Source organism: Nonomuraea endophytica, from assembly GCF_014203235.1.
Classification (GTDB): Bacteria; Actinomycetota; Actinomycetes; order Streptosporangiales; family Streptosporangiaceae; genus Nonomuraea; species Nonomuraea endophytica.
The window spans coordinates 12,497-27,691 of sequence record NZ_JACHIN010000015.1 but is presented as its reverse complement, the minus strand read 5'-3'; the positions used below and the strand labels follow the sequence as shown (position 1 = coordinate 27,691).

Below are 15,195 nucleotides of genomic sequence, written 5' to 3'. Positions count from 1 at the left end.
CCAGAAATGGCCCTCAAACGTGACAAGATATGCCAATGGCTCCAAAGGACTGGAAGCGCAAAGAAAACTGGCTTGACCAGGACAATCTCATCTATGCCGGGTTCATCGCCATCGGCATCGTCCTGGTCCAGCCGTTCCTGACCGTGGCCGACCTCGACGTCGCGGCCCTGGTCTGCGTGCTGGCCTTCGCGGTGGCCATCCCGCTGCTCGCCGTGCTGACGATGATCAACCAGCTGCGCAAGACCCACCAGTTCCTGGGCTCGACCCCGCTGCTCAACCTCGCCAAGGGCATCGCGCCGCTGACCTCCTGCATCGGGGTCGTGGCGGCCTTCTGGCACATGTCGTGGATCGCCGGATTGGTCGTGCTGGTCAGCGGCAGCGTCGCGGTGATCGCCTACGGCGGGTTCTTCTCGGTGCTGCCCCGCGAGATGGGCGGTGAGGGGATCGTGCCTCCGGAGGAGTCGGTTCCGCCGGAGCTCGATGAGTCCTACCCCACCGCCTGACCGCGCTCAGGCGGCCACCAGGACCCGCTTCCTGAACACCCAGTACGTCCAGCCCTGGTAGAGCAGCACGAACGGCAGCGTGATCAGCCCGATCCAGCTCAGCATCGTCAGCGTGTACGGCCCCGAGGCCGCCTCGGCCAGCGTCAGTCCCGGCAGCGGCATCGGCGCGAGCTCCATGAAGACCGCGACCGAGGCCAGCACGATCGCCCCGGCGGTGGCGGCGAACGCCCAGCCCTCGCGCCGCCGCCAGATCAGCGCCACCGCCGCAGCCAGAGCCACGGCCCCGCCGAGCGCCACGACCATGCCGCCCGCACCGCTCATATCACCCGCACCGCCCGCACCGCCCACGCCACCCGCACCGCCCAAGCCGCCCACCTGCGAAAGAGCCAGGACGCCCACCGGCACCGCGAGCCCCGAGGCGGCCAGCGCCGCCGTCCGAGCCCGCCGCCGCAGCGGCCCGTCGGTCCTGAGCGCGAGGAACACCGCGCCGTGCAGCACGCTCACCACCAGTGAGAACACCCCGCCGAGCAGCGCCGCGAGCCCACTGGCGAACAGCATGTCGGCGAACACCGCCCCCCACAGGAACGCGGGCAGCGCGCTCCCGGCCACGATGCCCGCGTCGCACCAGAACGTGTTGGTCACCTTGCCGCGCCACTCCAGCCCGACCCCGCGCACGATCAGCCCGACCAGCACGAGCGCGACCGGCAGGTAGAACGAGCTGAACATCCCCGCGTACCAGGCCGGGAAGGCGGCGAACATCGCGCCCACCGCGGTGATCAGCCAGACCTCGTTGCCGTCCCAGACCGGGCCGATCGTCTGCAGCGCCTGCCGCTGCTCGGCGGCGCCGCGCGAGACGAACGGCGCCAGCATCCCCACCCCGAAGTCGAAGCCCTCCAGCACGAAGTAGCCGGTCCACAGGAAGGCGATGATCACGAACCACAGTTCGATCATGGTCAGCTCCTCAGTACGCCAGCGCCGGTTCGGGCTGGGCGGCGACGGTCGCCGGCTCGTCGAGCCCCTTGCGCACATGCCTGGTCAGGAGTACGGCTTCCGCCACCGCGAGCCCGCCGTACAGCAGAGTGAAGATCACGAGGGTGGTGGCCACCTCGGCGAGGCTCACGCCGGGCGAGACGCTGGAGGCGGTGAGCAGTTCGCCGGCGACCGTCCAGGGCTGGCGGCCCACCTCGCTGAGCAGCCACCCGGCGATCACCGCCAGGAACGGCAGGGGCAAAGCCAGCACCAGCACTTTGGCCAGCCAGTCGGGCAGCGGCCGCTTCCTGCGGGTCAGCCACAGTCCCAGCACCGACAGCGCGACCGTGCCGAGCCCGAAGACGAGCATCACGCGGAACGACCAGAAGACCACCTCGGGGTTCGGCCGGTAGTCGCCGGGGCCGAACTGCCGCTCGAAGCGCTGCTGCAGGTCCTCGGTGCCGGCGATCACCGCGTCGGGGTCGTGGGTGGACAGGAAGCTGAGCACCTTCGGGATCTCGAGCCCCGGCACGATCGAGAACGGCGCACCCGCGGTGTCGTGCTTGAGTCCTTCTGCGGCGGCCAGCTTCATCGGCTGCTGCTCGTGCAGGAGCCTGGCCGACGTGTCGCCGGTGCCCGCGACGACGACTCCGGCGACGGCGGTCATCAGCAGGGCGGCGCGGGCGGTGCCGCGCCACATGTCGTCGCGGTCCTTCAGCCAGCGGTAGCCGCAGACGGCCAGGACGAACCCGCCCGCCACGATGAACGCCGACGCGATCACGTGCGGCACCTGGGCCAGCGCGGTGGAGTTGGTCAGCACCGCCCACAGGTCGGTCATCCTGGCCTTGCCGTTCTCGACGACGTAGCCGACCGGGTGCTTCATCCAGGCGTTGGCGGCCAGGATGAAGTACGCCGACAGGTTCGAGCCGATGGCCGCGGCCCAGATCGTGGCCAGGTGCACCTTCTTCGGCAGCCGGTCCCAGCCGAAGATCCACAGGCCGAGGAAGGTGGACTCCATGAAGAAGGCCAGCAGCGCCTCCATGGCCAGCGGCGCCCCGAAGACGTCGCCGACGAAGATGGAGTACTCACTCCAGTTCATCCCGAACTGGAACTCCTGCACGATGCCGGTCACCACGCCCATCGCGAAGTTGATCAGGAAGAGCTTCCCGAAGAACTTCGTCAGCCGCAGGTAGTGCTCCTTGCCCGTGCGGTGCCAGGCGGTCTGCAGCCCGGCCACGAAGATGCCCAGGCCGATCGTCAGCGGTACGAAAAGAAAGTGGTAGACGGTGGTGATTCCGAACTGCCACCGTGCCAGGTCAAGTGCGTCCATCTGTCCCTCACGGGTCCCGAGCTCTACAGCCTGTAGTTCATCTACTAAAAGTAGTACTACAAGCCGTAGAGCAACGGGACGCCAGGCTCTGCGATCTTCGTCACAGCCGGAGAAAACTCATCCGCCGAACGTGGAAAAGTGCGATGACTTCCCACCCGGACCGGGGTCTAAATAGGCACAGACTCAGAGAAAGGCACGGGAGATGACCACCATCGAGCTGGCCCAGGTGCTCTTCACCTCAGCCCTGCAGCCCTCCGACATCCTGACCTCCGACCGCGTGCGCACCGTGATCGACGACCGGCTCTGCGCCTGCGGCGGCGACACCGCTGTCTGCGCCGCGTACGTGGCGCAGGAGGCCGGAGACCACCCCGACGCGTTCGCCGCCCGCATGCGCTGGGCGCTCGGCGCGGTCACCGCCGCTTACCCCGCCTACCGGCTCGCCGCCTGAGGAGGACCGTCATGCACCCCTTGTTCCGCGAGATCATCGCACCGCCGCTGTGGCAGGCGCCGCCGGAGGAAGAGCGGCGGCACCGTCATCGCCGCCGCGCCGTCCTGGTCAGGCGTCAGGTCGCGGCCAGATAGGCCTGAAGGTCACCCAGCTCGTAACCCCGCCGCTTGATCTTGTCGATCAGGACGCGGAAGTCCCTCGCCAGGTTGGGACGGAAATGCAGCAAGAGGATGTCACCGGGGCGCAGCCTCTTGTCGGGAACCTGGTAAGCGATCTTGCCGCCTGGCTGGACACTGGCGGTCCACAACAGAACGTCCCTGATGCCGCAGGACTTCGCCGCGGCCAGGGTGTCGGCGTTGTAGTTGCCGAACGGGGGCCGGAACAACGCCGGACGGGCGCCGATCCGCCTGTCGATCAGCCTGGACGCGCCGCAGATCTCCGCCCGCTGGGCGTCACGGCCCAGCAGGAGCAGGTTGGGATGGGTGAGCGTGTGGTTCTCCACCGCCACCCCGGCCTCGCGCAGCTCCTGGAAGTACCCCCACTTGCCCGCGCCGACGAAACGGCCCGTGCCGCCCGCCGGGTCGGGCGTGCCCTTGGCCTCGACCGCGTCGCGCATGGCGAAGGCGGTGATCGGGATGCGTTCCTCGCGTACCTGCCTGACGAAGCCCGGGTCCTGCTCCCAGCCGTCGTCGATGGTCAGGAAGACGACCTTGCGCCGGGTGGGGATCGAGCTGATCACCCTGGGGCGGGGGCCGGCGATCTTGCGTACTTCCCCTGGGCGGGGCTTCACGCCCGCGGGCTCTTGGGTTCGCGGTGTGGGTGACGTTTCCTCCGGTGGGGGTTTGGCGGCCGGTTGGGCCTGCCCCGCCGTACAGGCCGCTGTCATCGCCGACAGCGCCACCATCCCCGCCGCGCACGCGTGGCGCGGCCCCCCGAAGATCCCCCTGGCCATGGCGACCCATCATGCCAGCTCGACGAGGACTTCCCCCGGTTCTCGGCGGGAGTTGCCATGCGGGCCGAGGGGGTCGTGTGCCTAGAGTGGCCGTGTGAAGCTCGCAGGCAGTGCCGTGATCGGCATCGAGAGAGATCGTGTGTGGGCGGCGCTCCAGGATCCGGCGGTGCTGGTACGCACCATCCCGGGCTGTGAGCGCCTGGAGGAGAGCGGGCCGGACACCTACCGCATGACGGTCACCGCGGGCGTGGCCGCCATCAAAGGCGTGTACCACGGCGAAGTGGGGCTGTCGGAGCCGCTCGCACCCGAGAGCTTCGTGCTGCGGGCCCGGGGACAGGGCGCGCCGGGCACCGTGGACGCCACCGTCCATGTCCGGCTGAGTGAGGTCGAGGACGGCACCCGGGTCGACTACGACGCCGAGGCCGTGGTCGGCGGCATGATCGGCGGGGTCGGGCAGCGCATGCTCGGGTCGGTGGCCAAGCGGACGGCGGGGGAGTTCTTCACCGCCGTGGAGACCCACCTGCGCGAAGGTCCCGCACCCGCCGTGCGGACGTCGCCGGGTGATCCAGAAGCCCTCGTGCCAGCCGGTACGGCTCCCGCCGCTCCCCAGGTCTACGAACGGCCGGCCAAGGAGCACACGCAGACCCGGCCCTGGGTCGTGCTGGCCTCGTTCGGCATGGGCGCCGGCATCGCCCTGACCGGCGTCGTGGTCGGCTGGCTCCTGGGCCGGACCACCCGCCGCCGCCCCGGCCCGCCATAAGCAGCCCCGGCCCGCCGTAAGCAGCCCCGGCCCGCCGCCCCAGCCCGCAGTAACGGGTGTCGGGGGCCGGGCCCGGCGTAGCGGAAAAGGATCTCCCGGCGTAGCGTTGCACGTATGCGCCAGGCACATGCTGAAGACGCCAGGACCGAGGCCAGGCGAGTCGTCCGCAACCTGCTCGGCGAGGACCGGCCCACCGCCGAGCTGCTCATCGGCGACGCGACCCCGGTTCTCGGTCACGAGCGCACTTCCCGCTGCCTCGACCTGGCCCTCGGCGCGTCGCTGACCCGCCGCTCGGCGGAGCTGGCCGCGATCGCCGCGCTCCTGGTCGGCACCAGGGAACTCGGCGAGGCCTGGTGGTCGCAGACCAGGGGCGGCAAGCTGCCCGCACCCGACGAGGTGCTGCGCACCGCCGTCGCGATCGAGCCGTGGACCGATCTCACGGCGCTGGAGATGCTCGGCGCCTGGATCGCCGACGACGCCGCCGACCAGCTGTGGGGGCGGCCCGTCGCCCAGGTCGACCTCAACTCCTGGCAGGCCGAGGACCGCTTCGACCTGCCCGACGGGGTGAAGCCGGGGCAGCGGCTCGTGGTGCACTTCGACGCCGGCGGCCGCCTGGACGCGGTGGTGACCCGGCGGCCCGACGAGGACCTGGGCTCCAACCTTGACTTCCACTCGCTGCGCTACTCGCGTCCCGCCGAGGCGCAGTGGAGCTGGGGCGTGGCCGCCGGCCTCGGCCCCCACCACCTGCCCGGCGACTCGCCCGACCCGTACGCCAGGAAGGTCGACCAGCGGGCCGTGGGCATCCTGCGGGCCTGGGCGCTGCGTCACGGCGTCGGCCAGGACCTTCTCGGACCGGCCTGGGAGTCGGTCGGCGACGTGGTCGCCGCGATCGAGCGGGTCGACTGGATGTGGCGCTCGGCCGAGTGGTTCGGCTGGTGGCGCGGGGCCTCCGCGCTGGTGGACGACTCGGGCTACCTGCCGTACCGGCTGGACGAACTGGCCGCCGGATAGGAATGCGGGGGCGGGTTCCGCTGGTTGTCGTCCTACGTGAAAGTTGAGATCTTTTCCGACGTCGTCTGTCCCTGGTGCTACATCGGGCACACCCGCTTCGCCCGCGCCGCCGAGGCCTACCGCGCCAAGGGCGGCACCGTCGAGATCACCATGCGCCCCTTCCAGCTCAACCCGGACGCGCCCGCCGAGGGCGAGCCGCTGCTCGCCGCGCTGGAGCGCAAGTTCGGCCCGGACATCGCCCAGATGACCTCCCAGGTCACCGGCGTGGCCGAGCAGGAGGGCCTGGAGCTCCGCTTCGAGCACGCCGTCAGCTCCAACACCGCCCAGGCGCACCGCCTCATCCAGGTCGCCACCGCCCAGGGCCGGGGCGAGGAGATGGCGCAGAGGTTGTTCCAGGCCCACTTCACCGACGGGCTTGACGTCGGCGACACCGAGGTGCTGGCCAAGCTGGCCGCCGAGGCGGGCGTCACCGACGACGGCGAAGGTTCGGCCGAGGTGGACGAGCAGCTCGCGCGGGCCCGGCAGCTCGGGATCAGCGGGGTGCCGCTGTTCCTGTTCGAGGGACAGTTCGCGGTTTCGGGCGCGCAGCCGTACGAGACGTTCGTCGCGGCGCTGGAGGAAGTGGCCGAGCGGACGGGACAGAAGCCCATCACGGTGCTGGCCGCGCCCGCCGACGGCTGCGCCGACGACAGCTGCGCGGTCTAGAGGCCGCGCAGCGGCTCGCCCAGATCGCCCGCGCGGTGGTGGCGGCGGCACAGCACCTGGTAGCGGACCGGTGAGGCGGCGGTGTCGCCGATGACGACCTGCTCGCCGGTGCGGGCCATCACGCCGCCCACCACCCGGGCGTTGAGCTGGCCCGGCCGCCCGCACCAGCACAGGACCTCCACCTGGAGCCTGCTCACCTCGTCGGCCAGCTCGAACAACCGCTGCGCCGCCGGGAACATCACCGACCGGAAGTCGGAGGCCAGGCCGAAGGCGTACACGTCGACGCCGTGCTCGTCCACGAGGTCGGCGAGCTGCTCGATCTGCGCGACGGAGTAGAAGCACGCCTCGTCGCAGATGAGGTAGTCGATGCGGTCGTGCGCGGTGACCAGGGCGACCAGGTCGAGGCCGTCCTCGACCTCGATGGCCTCAAGACCGAGCCCGATCCTGCTGGTCACCTTGGGCCCGCCGGAGCGGTCGTGCTTGGTGAGCACGAGCCCGCGCCGCCCCTGCCTGCCATGGTTGTAGTTCAGCTGCAGCGCGAGGGTGGACTTCCCGCAGTCCATGGGCCCGAAGTAGAACTTCAGCACGGCATCGCGGCCGGCGGCGGAGGGCGCGGCAGACAGAGCAGACGAATCGGTCACGGAGTGCCACCTTAGTGGTTGGCTTATGGGAGATTTGTCCCAAGAGCCTCAGGAGGACGCCTTGGTCGCAGAGAAGCCCGCAGAAAAGCCGCCCGCGCTGGACGCCATGATGAGTCCAGACGACATCACCGCCGCCCAGGCGGACGCCGCACGCTGGCGCTACGGGTTCTTCGTGGTGGTGACCGGCATCATCGCGGTCCTCGTCGCCTTCGGGGCGGCCGTCTTCGCCACCAGGGAGTTCGCCGCGCTGTTCGCGGGCGTGGCCGGGGTGGTCGGCACCATCATCGGCGCCTACTTCGGCGTGCAGGCCGGCCAGTCGGGCAAGGCGCGCGTCGAGGCCGAGCTCTCGAAGTCCCAGGAGATGGTCGTACGGCTGGCTGCCTACGTGGGCACGCAGAACGCCCCACGGGTAATTGACGAAGTTCTGGGCCGGCGCCGGACATGATGGCAATCCGTCTGTTATCCGAGCCCAGTACACCTATGAAGCATGCGTAGCGTGCGTATCGGAGTCGACACCGGCGGCACGTTCACCGACGTCGTGGCGGTGGACGAGCGTACCGGCGAGGTCGTCACCACGAAGACGCCGTCGACCCCGGCCAATCCGGCCGACGGGTTCATCACCGGCATCGAGAAGCTCGGCGAGTTCGACGTCAGCTCGATCGTCCACGGCACCACCGTGGCCACCAACCAGCTGCTCGAAGACCGCATCTCCGAGCTGGGCTTCATCACGACCGAGGGCTTCGAGTACGTCCTGGAGATCGCCCGGCAGAGCGTGCCCGACGGGTACGGCAACTCCTACTTCTGGGTCAAGCCGCCCAGGATCGTGCCCGTGCACCTGGTGAAGACCGTCGGCGGGCGCCTGGACCACCTCGGCGAGGAGGTGCGGCCGTTCTCCGAGGAGCAGGCGGCCGAGGCCGCGCGCTGGTTCCGGTCCAAGGGGATCACCGCGATCGGCGTGTGCTTCCTGCACTCCTACGCCAACCCCGAGCACGAACGGCGCATGCGCGAGGTGCTGGAGCGCGAGCACCCCGAGGCGGTGGTCTCGATCTCCAGCGACGTGCTGCGGGAGTACCGCGAGTACGAGCGCTCGGTCACCACGCTGGTCGACGCCGCGGTCAAGCCCGCCATGCGGCGTTACATCGCCAACCTCGCCGACCGGCTCGGCATGCCGTTCTCGGTGATGAAGTCCAACGGCGGCATCCTGTCGGCCCGCGAGGTCGTCAACCAGCCGATCACCACGGTCCTGTCGGGACCGGCCGCCGGCGCCCTCGGCGCCGCGCTGATCGCCTCCACCGCGGGCCACCCGTCGGTCATCACGCTGGACGGCGGCGGCACCTCCACCGACGTCGCCGTCGTCATCGACGGCGAGCCCTCGACCACCACCGAGGGCTCCATCGGCCGCTACCCGTGCAAGATCCCGATGATCGACATCGTCACCGTCGGCGCGGGCGGCGGCTCGGTCGCCTGGATCTCACCCGAGGGCACCCTCAAGGTCGGCCCCCGCTCGGCCGGCGCCGACCCGGGCCCGCTCTGCTATGGCAGGGGCGGCGCCGAGGTCACCGTCACCGACGCGCACGTCTACCTCGGCCGCATCCCGCCCCACCTGCTCGGCGGCGAGATCCCGCTGGACGTGGCGGCAGCCCGCGCCGGCATCGAGGACCTGGCCGACAAGCTCGGCCTCAGCCCCGAGCGGACCGCGACCGGCATCCTGGAGATCAGCGCGTTCAACCAGAGCAACGCCATCCGGCGCCTGACCGTGAAGCGCGGCCTGGACGTGCGCGACTTCCCTCTCGTGACGTTCGGCGGCTCCGGGCCGCTGCTGGCCTGCCGCCTCATCGACATCCTGGGTCTGCCCGCGGTGCTCGTGCCGCCGGGGCCCGGCAACGTCTCCGCCTTCGGCCTGCTCACCGTGGACGTCAAGAACGACTACGTCCGTACCCATGTCACCCGCTCGCTCGACCTGGAGGCGGCCGCGCGGATCTTCGGCGAGCTGGAGTCCACGGCCGCCGAGGCGCTGGACCGCGAGGGCTTCGACGACCCCGTCCACGCCCGCAGCGCCGACCTGCGCTACTACGGCCAGGCCTACGAGGTCCGGGTCCCCGCCCCGCCGGGCGAGGTGGACGAGGGGTGGCGCGCCGAGGTGACCGCGCGCTTCCACGACGCCCACGAGAAGTTGTACGGCTACGCCTACCGCGACGACCCCCGGCACACGGTCGAATGGGTCAACCTGCGCGTCTCCGGCATCGGCCCCATCACCCGCCCGGCCATCCGCCGCCTCGAAGGCGACTTCCCCGAGCGGGAGCCGCACACCAGAGCGGTGCACTTCGACCACCCCACCCCGGAGACCCCCATCCACCAACGCGCGGCACTGGCGCCCGGCGCCGTGGTCGAGGGCCCGGCGGTCATCGAGGAGTACGGCTCCACGATCCCCGTCCACCCCGGCTTCCACGCCGAGGTCGACCCCTTCGGCAACCTGGTGGTACGCCCCGGCAAGCCGGAGCGCGCCGCCGACGAGGAGGGCGAGTAACCCATGAGCGCCGACCCGATCCTGATCGAGATCGTCGAAGGCACGCTGGCCTCGGTGGAACGCGAGGTCGAGACCGCGATCGCGCGCACCGCCCGGTCGCCGATGATCCGCGACGCGCACGACTTCCGCGCCGGCATCCACGACGTGAAGCTCAGGAAGCTCACCGGCCGCTCCTACAGCGCCCTCGTTCAGCCCGTCGTCAGGGACTTCCCCACCGAGACGATGAAGGAGGGCGACGTCTACTTCCACAACGACGTCTACCTCTCAGAAGGCGGCATCGGCCACCTGCCCGACCTGTGCGTGACCGTCCCGGTCTTCCACGAGGGCGAGGTCGTCGCGTTCGTCCAGGCGTTCGGCCACCACGACGACATCGGCGGCTCGGTGCCCGGCAGCATGCCCTCCCACGCGCGCAGCGTCTTCGAAGAGGGCCTGATGGTGCCGCCGATCAAGCTCTGGGACCAGGGCGTGCCCAACGAGGCCGCGCTGCGCATCATGACCCGCAACTCCCGGATGCCCGACTCGCTCGCCGGCGACCTCGACGCCGAGTGCTCGGCCTGCCTCATGGGCGCGCGCCGCCTCTCCGAGCTCTTCCAGAGGTACGGCAGGGCCGCCGTCGAGGAGTGCTTCGACGCGATCATCTCCAAGACCACCGAGACCTTCCGCCGCGAGCTCCTGGCCAAGATCCCCGAAGGCGTCTACGTCTGGGAGGACTACGCCGAGCACGACGGCGTCGACGAGCCGCGCCTGCACGCCCAGCGCATCACGCTGACCGTCGACCACGCCAGGCCCGCGCCGCTGATCATCGACTTCACCGGCACCTCGCCCCAGGCCAAGGGCCCGATCAACCACGCCGGCGACTACGCCGACGGGGTGTTCCTGAAGAAGTGGCTGGCCCCGGTCCTGCGCAACCTGGCCGACACCCCTGAACGCATGGCCGAGCTGGACGTCAACGAGGGCGTGGTGCCGCTCATCGAGATGCGTTTCCCCGGCAAGGGCACCCTGCTCACGCCGGTCTTCCCGGCGCCGACCAACGCCCGCACCTTCGTCATCCTGCGGCTGCTCGGCGTGCTGGCCGGGGTGCTGGCCAAGGCCACGCAGGGCAGGATGCCGGCCGACCAGGAGACCATCCGCTACACCGGTGTCCACGGGCTCGACGGGGAGGGCCGGCCGTACCTGATGCGTGAGGTTCTCGGCGGCGGCTCCGGTGGGCGGTGGTACGCCGACGGCGAGGACACCATCCACGTGGTGCCCGACTCGCGCAACATCCCGGTGGAGTTCGCCGAGGCGCGCTGGCCGTTCCGGGTGGAGCGGCTGGCGCTGGCGTGCGACTCGGGCGGGCCCGGCATGTACCGGGGCGGGCTCGGCTACGACAAGCACATCAGGATGCTGCGCGACGCGTCCTACATGTCGATCGCCGACCGTTCGATCCTGTCGTGCTGGGGCGTCAACGGCGGGCTGGCCGGGCGGCCGTTCCGGGTGGAGGTCGGCGGGAAGGAGATGGAAGGGCTGATGGACGACCATCCGGTGCAGGCCGGCGAGGTCGTCCGCATCCGTACGACGGGCGGCGGCGGGTGGGGCTCGCCCTACGACCGCGACCCCCGGAAGGTGGCCGCCGACGTGCGCGACGGGAAGGTCTCCATCGCCGGCGCGCTCGGCGACTACGGCGTGGTGCTCGACGGCGACCGCATCGACGAGCAGGCCACGGCGGAGCTGCGCGCCCGGCTGCGGCCGGTGAACGGCCGTTTCTTCGATCGCGGGCCCGGCTACGCGCGGCTGTCGGGCGGCAGGCCGGCGCCGGACGTCGACGAACTGTAGCCGAGGGCAGGTGCCATGATTTCCCCCATTCGTGGAAACGATGGGGAGGAATCACCATGCGGATCGCACTCGCCGGTCTGGCCACCAGTCACCCTTACACCGACGCCAGGACCTTGGCGCGGCATGCCGAGCTGACCGTCTGGGAGCAGGATCCGGAGCGCCTGGCGCGGTTCGTGGCGGAGCATCCGCGCGCCAAGGTCGCGGGCGGCCTGGACGAACTGCTGGCCGTGGAGCCGGACGGGGTCGTGCTCACCGTGCCGAACCCGCAGGCGCCGGCGGCGCTCGGCGCGGTGCTGCGGACCGGTGCGCCGGTCTTCATGAACAAGCCGGCCGCCGCCTCCAGGGAGCAGCTGGACGCGCTGGACCGGCTGGACATCACCGACCGGGTGCTGTCGACGTCGGTGCTGCGCTTCGCGCCGGCCTTCGCGGGAGTGCGCGTGGATCCGGCGGAGGTGCTGGCGGTGCGGGCCACCGTACGGCACGACGTGGGGATCTGGGCGACCGGCTACAACCCGTGGCAGGACACGCCCGGCCAGGGCGGCGGGACCATCGTGACGATGGGCGTGCACGGGGTGGAGCTGCTGGTCGCGCTGCTCGGTCCCGATGTACGGCTGGCCGGCGCGGCCGGTGCCGTACGCCACTACGACGGCCTGCGCTCGGAGGACACCGGGGTGATGGCGCTGCGGTGGGGGAGCGGGATCACCGGCACGGTGGAGATCATCGGGGTCTCCGAGGACGAGGCGTACACCGTCACCGTCCACACCCGCGACGGCTCCAGGGAGATCGCCATCGAGGCGGGCGACGACCATCTGAAGGGCCTCGGCTACGAGGGGACGGTCGACGCGTTCCTGGACATGGTCGGCGGCGCGCCCAGCCCGGTGCCCTGGGAGCAGACCCGCGCCATCCTCGAAGTGCTGATTTCGGCGCGCGAAGCGGTCCCTACCCATTGACAGGGCAAGACTCCGATAGTTACGGTCTGGACCGTAAATGAGAGGAGTTCGGGGTGCGGACGGTATCGGAGCTCGAAGAGCGGCTGGCGCGACCGAGCGCGGGGCTCGTCGACGACCTGGCCAGGCTCGACGGCGACATCATGATCCTGGGCGCGGGCGGAAAGCTCGGCCCCAGCCTGGTCAGGCTGGCGCTCAACGCCACGCGGGGCGACAAGCGGGTCGTGGCGGTGTCCAGGTTCTCCGAGCCCGGCCTGGCCGACGCGCTGACCTCGGAGGGCGCCACCGTGGTCAGCGCCGACGTGGCCGACGAGGCAGCGCTGCGCGACCTGCCCGACGTCGAGAACGTCGTCTTCCTGGTCGGCGCCAAGTTCGGCACCCAGGGCGCCGAGCACGCGACCTGGTTCACCAACTCCTACCTGCCCGGCCGGGTCGCCGACCGGTTCAGGCACAGCAGGATCGCCGCCCTCTCCACCGGCAACGTCTACCCGCTCGCCCCCGTCACCAGCGGCGGCGCGACCGAGGAGACCAAGCCGGACCCGGTCGGCGAGTACGCGATGAGCTGCCTCGGCCGCGAGCGCGTCATGGAGCACTTCAGCGAGAAGTACGGCACCCGCCTGGCCCTCATCCGGCTCAACTACGCGGTCGAGATGCGCTACGGCGTGCTGGTCGACCTCGCGCAGAAGATCGTCGCCGGCGAGCCCATCGACCTGGCCACCGGGCAGGTCAACGTCGTCTGGCAGGGCTACGCCAACGAGGTGACGCTCCGGGCGCTGCTGCACGCGGACGCGCCGCCGTACCTGCTGAACCTGACCGGACCCGAGCTGATCTCGGTGCGGCAGGCGGCGCGGGACCTCGGCCGGGCGATCGGCAAGGAGCCGATCCTCGTCGGCGAGGAGGCGCCCACCGCGCTGCTGTCGAACGCCGGCAAGTGCCACCGCCTGTTCGGCTACCCGGAGCTGACGCCGGCCGAGCTGATCGAGCACACGGCGCGCTGGGTGTCAGAGGGCGGGCCGCTGCTCGGCAAGCCGACCAAGTTCGAGCGGCGCGACGGCCGGTTCTGATCAGCATGCTCTTCGACCAAGGGGGAAATCACGTGCTCAGCACGGCTCCAGATGCTCACACGTCCGTGCGCGACCTGTTCAAGCGCGGTCTGGTCATCCCGGCGCACCCGCTCGCGCTGGACGCGGGCAGGAAGCTCGACGAGCGCCGTCAGCGGGCGCTGACCCGCTACTACGTGGACGCGGGCGCGGGCGGGCTGGCCGTGGGCGTGCACACCACGCAGTTCGCCATCCACGGCACGCCGCTGCTGGCGCCGGTGCTGGAGCTCGCGGCGGAGACCTCGCGGGAGGCGGAGCGCGAGGTCGTGCTGGTCGCCGGGGCCACCGGGCCGACCGCGCAGGCCGTCGCCGAGGCCGAGCTGGCCAGGACGCTGGGCTACCACATGGTCCTGCTCAGCCCCTACGCCGAGCTGGACGAGGACGCGCTCATCGAGCGGGCGCGGGCGGTGGGCGAGGTGCTGCCGGTGATCGGCTTCTACCTGCAGCCCGCCGTGGGCGGCCGGACGTTGTCCAGGGACTTCTGGACCCGCCTGGCCGGCATCGAATCCGTCGTCGGGATCAAGGTCGCGCCCTTCGACCGCTATCGGACCCTCGACGTGTTGCACGGTGTGGTGAGGGCAGGGCGCTCCGACGAAGTGGCGCTCTACACCGGCAACGACGACCACATCCTGGCCGACCTGATCACCTCGCACCGGGTCATCGTGGACGGGCGCGAGGTCGAGGTGGAGTTCGTCGGCGGGCTGCTCGGGCAGTGGGCGGTGTGGGTGCGCAAGGCCGTCGGCCTGCTGGAGGAGGCGCGGCGGGCGCGCGGGGGTGACGACGAGGCGGTACGCCGCCTGCTGAGCCTCGACGGCCACCTGACCGACGCGAACGCGGCCATCTTCGACTCGGCCAATGGGTTCCATGGGTGCATTCCGGGCATCCACGAGATTTTGCGGCGGCAGGGGCTGCTGGCCGGGCGCTGGTGCCTGGACCCGGAGGAGGACCTGTCGCCGGGGCAGCTGGCCGAGATCGACCGGGTGTGGGCTGCGTACCCGTGGCTGCGGGACGACGAGTTCGTGGCCGAGGGCCTGGACCGGTGGCTTTCCTAGAGAACTTCCCCGAGCCCCGGCGCCGCATCCCGGCACCGGGGCTCCACCACGCCCACCCCCAGCAGTCCTCCACCCGGCAGTCCTCCACCCAGCAGTCCTCCACCCGGGACGACCTCACCCAGGACGACCCCACCCGAGACCGTCTCACCCGGGACGGCCTCACCCGGGGGAAAGTCACCCGAGACCGCTCCACCCGAGACTGCCTCACCCAAGGCCGCCTCACCCGTGGCTCAACCTCCCCGGGTCGCACGCCTTGTGGGCTGACACCCTCTGGGTTGTCAGTCCGAGGGTTGTCAGCCCTAGGCATGTCAGCCCGAGGGCTGATGTCCCTGGGTCTGACGTCCCTGGGTCTGACGTCCCTGGGTCTGACGTCCCTGGGTCTGACGTCCCTGGGTCTGACGTCCCTGGGTCTGACGTCCCTGGGTCTGACGTCCC

At 70.8% G+C, this 15,195-nt stretch carries 16 protein-coding genes; 12 read left to right on the top strand and 4 right to left on the bottom strand.

The genetic code is table 11. The features are described from left to right. Window positions 1-35 precede the first annotated feature (35 nt). Complete coding sequence (locus HNR40_RS41585) at window positions 36-503, top strand: hypothetical protein (RefSeq protein ID WP_184971562.1); 468 nt, start codon at window positions 36-38, stop codon at window positions 501-503. 6 nt (window positions 504-509) lie between these two features. On the opposite strand, the gene cydB is transcribed toward HNR40_RS41585, so the two are convergent. Continuing rightward, complete coding sequence (gene cydB, locus HNR40_RS41580) at window positions 510-1,454, bottom strand: cytochrome d ubiquinol oxidase subunit II (protein WP_184971560.1); 945 nt, start codon at window positions 1,452-1,454, stop codon at window positions 510-512. A 10-nt stretch (window positions 1,455-1,464) separates the two neighbouring features. Further along, complete coding sequence (locus tag HNR40_RS41575; protein ID WP_184971558.1) at window positions 1,465-2,802, bottom strand: cytochrome ubiquinol oxidase subunit I; 1,338 nt, start codon at window positions 2,800-2,802, stop codon at window positions 1,465-1,467. A gap of 202 nt (window positions 2,803-3,004) precedes the next feature. Here HNR40_RS41575 and HNR40_RS41570 point away from each other — a divergent pair, with 202 nt between their 5' ends. Next, window positions 3,005-3,250, top strand: a complete 246-nt coding sequence (locus HNR40_RS41570; RefSeq protein WP_184971556.1) for a hypothetical protein — start codon at window positions 3,005-3,007, stop codon at window positions 3,248-3,250. Window positions 3,251-3,261: 11 nt separating this feature from the next. Further along, complete coding sequence (locus HNR40_RS56795; protein ID WP_281395787.1) at window positions 3,262-3,384, top strand: hypothetical protein; 123 nt, start codon at window positions 3,262-3,264, stop codon at window positions 3,382-3,384. Here HNR40_RS56795 and HNR40_RS41565 read toward each other — a convergent pair. Then, a complete protein-coding gene (locus HNR40_RS41565; protein WP_246510208.1) occupies window positions 3,366-4,202 on the bottom strand; it encodes a polysaccharide deacetylase family protein in 837 nt (278 codons plus the stop codon). The two genes, HNR40_RS56795 and HNR40_RS41565, sit on opposite strands and share 19 nt — an antisense overlap. Before the next feature lie 94 nt (window positions 4,203-4,296). On the opposite strand from HNR40_RS41565, the gene HNR40_RS41560 reads away from it, so the two are divergent. From HNR40_RS41560 to HNR40_RS41550, 3 genes are all read left to right on the top strand, one after another. Beyond that, window positions 4,297-4,962 carry an SRPBCC family protein gene (locus HNR40_RS41560; RefSeq protein WP_184971554.1) on the top strand — a complete coding sequence of 222 codons (666 nt, stop codon included), beginning with the start codon at window positions 4,297-4,299 and terminating at the stop codon, window positions 4,960-4,962. A 114-nt stretch (window positions 4,963-5,076) separates the two neighbouring features. Beyond that, complete coding sequence (locus HNR40_RS41555) at window positions 5,077-5,973, top strand: hypothetical protein (RefSeq protein ID WP_184971552.1); 897 nt, start codon at window positions 5,077-5,079, stop codon at window positions 5,971-5,973. A gap of 36 nt (window positions 5,974-6,009) precedes the next feature. Beyond that, window positions 6,010-6,678, top strand: coding sequence for a DsbA family oxidoreductase (locus HNR40_RS41550; protein ID WP_184971550.1), 669 nt, complete (start codon window positions 6,010-6,012; stop codon window positions 6,676-6,678). Here HNR40_RS41550 and HNR40_RS41545 read toward each other — a convergent pair. Then, window positions 6,675-7,319: a thymidine kinase gene (locus HNR40_RS41545; RefSeq protein ID WP_312896717.1), complete on the bottom strand. Its 645-nt coding sequence runs from the start codon at window positions 7,317-7,319 to the stop codon at window positions 6,675-6,677. The genes HNR40_RS41550 and HNR40_RS41545 overlap by 4 nt on opposite strands. 61 nt (window positions 7,320-7,380) lie before the next feature. On the opposite strand from HNR40_RS41545, the gene HNR40_RS41540 reads away from it, so the two are divergent. The 6 genes from HNR40_RS41540 (at window position 7,381) to HNR40_RS41515 (ending at window position 14,760) form a co-directional block, all read left to right on the top strand. Beyond that, on the top strand, window positions 7,381-7,764 hold the full coding sequence (locus HNR40_RS41540; protein WP_246510206.1) for a hypothetical protein: 384 nt from the start codon (window positions 7,381-7,383) through the stop codon (window positions 7,762-7,764). A gap of 42 nt (window positions 7,765-7,806) precedes the next feature. After that, window positions 7,807-9,846: a hydantoinase/oxoprolinase family protein gene (locus HNR40_RS41535; protein ID WP_184971546.1), complete on the top strand. Its 2,040-nt coding sequence runs from the start codon at window positions 7,807-7,809 to the stop codon at window positions 9,844-9,846. A gap of 3 nt (window positions 9,847-9,849) precedes the next feature. Then, window positions 9,850-11,661 carry a hydantoinase B/oxoprolinase family protein gene (locus HNR40_RS41530; RefSeq protein WP_184971544.1) on the top strand — a complete coding sequence of 604 codons (1,812 nt, stop codon included), beginning with the start codon at window positions 9,850-9,852 and terminating at the stop codon, window positions 11,659-11,661. 56 nt (window positions 11,662-11,717) lie between these two features. Beyond that, entirely contained in the window at window positions 11,718-12,611 is an 894-nt protein-coding gene (locus HNR40_RS41525) for a Gfo/Idh/MocA family protein (RefSeq protein ID WP_184971542.1), read from the top strand. A 53-nt stretch (window positions 12,612-12,664) separates the two neighbouring features. Further along, complete coding sequence (locus tag HNR40_RS41520) at window positions 12,665-13,672, top strand: NAD-dependent epimerase/dehydratase family protein (RefSeq protein WP_184971540.1); 1,008 nt, start codon at window positions 12,665-12,667, stop codon at window positions 13,670-13,672. A gap of 65 nt (window positions 13,673-13,737) precedes the next feature. Then, window positions 13,738-14,760 carry a dihydrodipicolinate synthase family protein gene (locus tag HNR40_RS41515; RefSeq protein ID WP_312896716.1) on the top strand — a complete coding sequence of 341 codons (1,023 nt, stop codon included), beginning with the start codon at window positions 13,738-13,740 and terminating at the stop codon, window positions 14,758-14,760. Window positions 14,761-15,195: the final 435 nt, after the last annotated feature.

Excerpts from the sequence above, each read along its gene's own strand:
- HNR40_RS41585 (WP_184971562.1), top strand. The coding sequence starts at position 36 with ATGGCTCCAAAGGACTGGAAGCGCAAAGAAAACTGGCTTGACCAGGAC.
- cydB (WP_184971560.1), bottom strand. The coding sequence starts at position 1,454 with ATGATCGAACTGTGGTTCGTGATCATCGCCTTCCTGTGGACCGGCTAC.
- HNR40_RS41575 (WP_184971558.1), bottom strand. The coding sequence starts at position 2,802 with ATGGACGCACTTGACCTGGCACGGTGGCAGTTCGGAATCACCACCGTC.
- HNR40_RS41570 (WP_184971556.1), top strand. The coding sequence starts at position 3,005 with ATGACCACCATCGAGCTGGCCCAGGTGCTCTTCACCTCAGCCCTGCAG.
- HNR40_RS56795 (WP_281395787.1), top strand. The coding sequence starts at position 3,262 with ATGCACCCCTTGTTCCGCGAGATCATCGCACCGCCGCTGTGGCAGGCG.
- HNR40_RS41565 (WP_246510208.1), bottom strand. The coding sequence starts at position 4,202 with ATGGCCAGGGGGATCTTCGGGGGGCCGCGCCACGCGTGCGCGGCGGGG.
- HNR40_RS41555 (WP_184971552.1), top strand. The coding sequence starts at position 5,077 with ATGCGCCAGGCACATGCTGAAGACGCCAGGACCGAGGCCAGGCGAGTC.
- HNR40_RS41535 (WP_184971546.1), top strand. The coding sequence starts at position 7,807 with ATGCGTAGCGTGCGTATCGGAGTCGACACCGGCGGCACGTTCACCGAC.
- HNR40_RS41530 (WP_184971544.1), top strand. The coding sequence starts at position 9,850 with ATGAGCGCCGACCCGATCCTGATCGAGATCGTCGAAGGCACGCTGGCC.
- HNR40_RS41525 (WP_184971542.1), top strand. The coding sequence starts at position 11,718 with ATGCGGATCGCACTCGCCGGTCTGGCCACCAGTCACCCTTACACCGAC.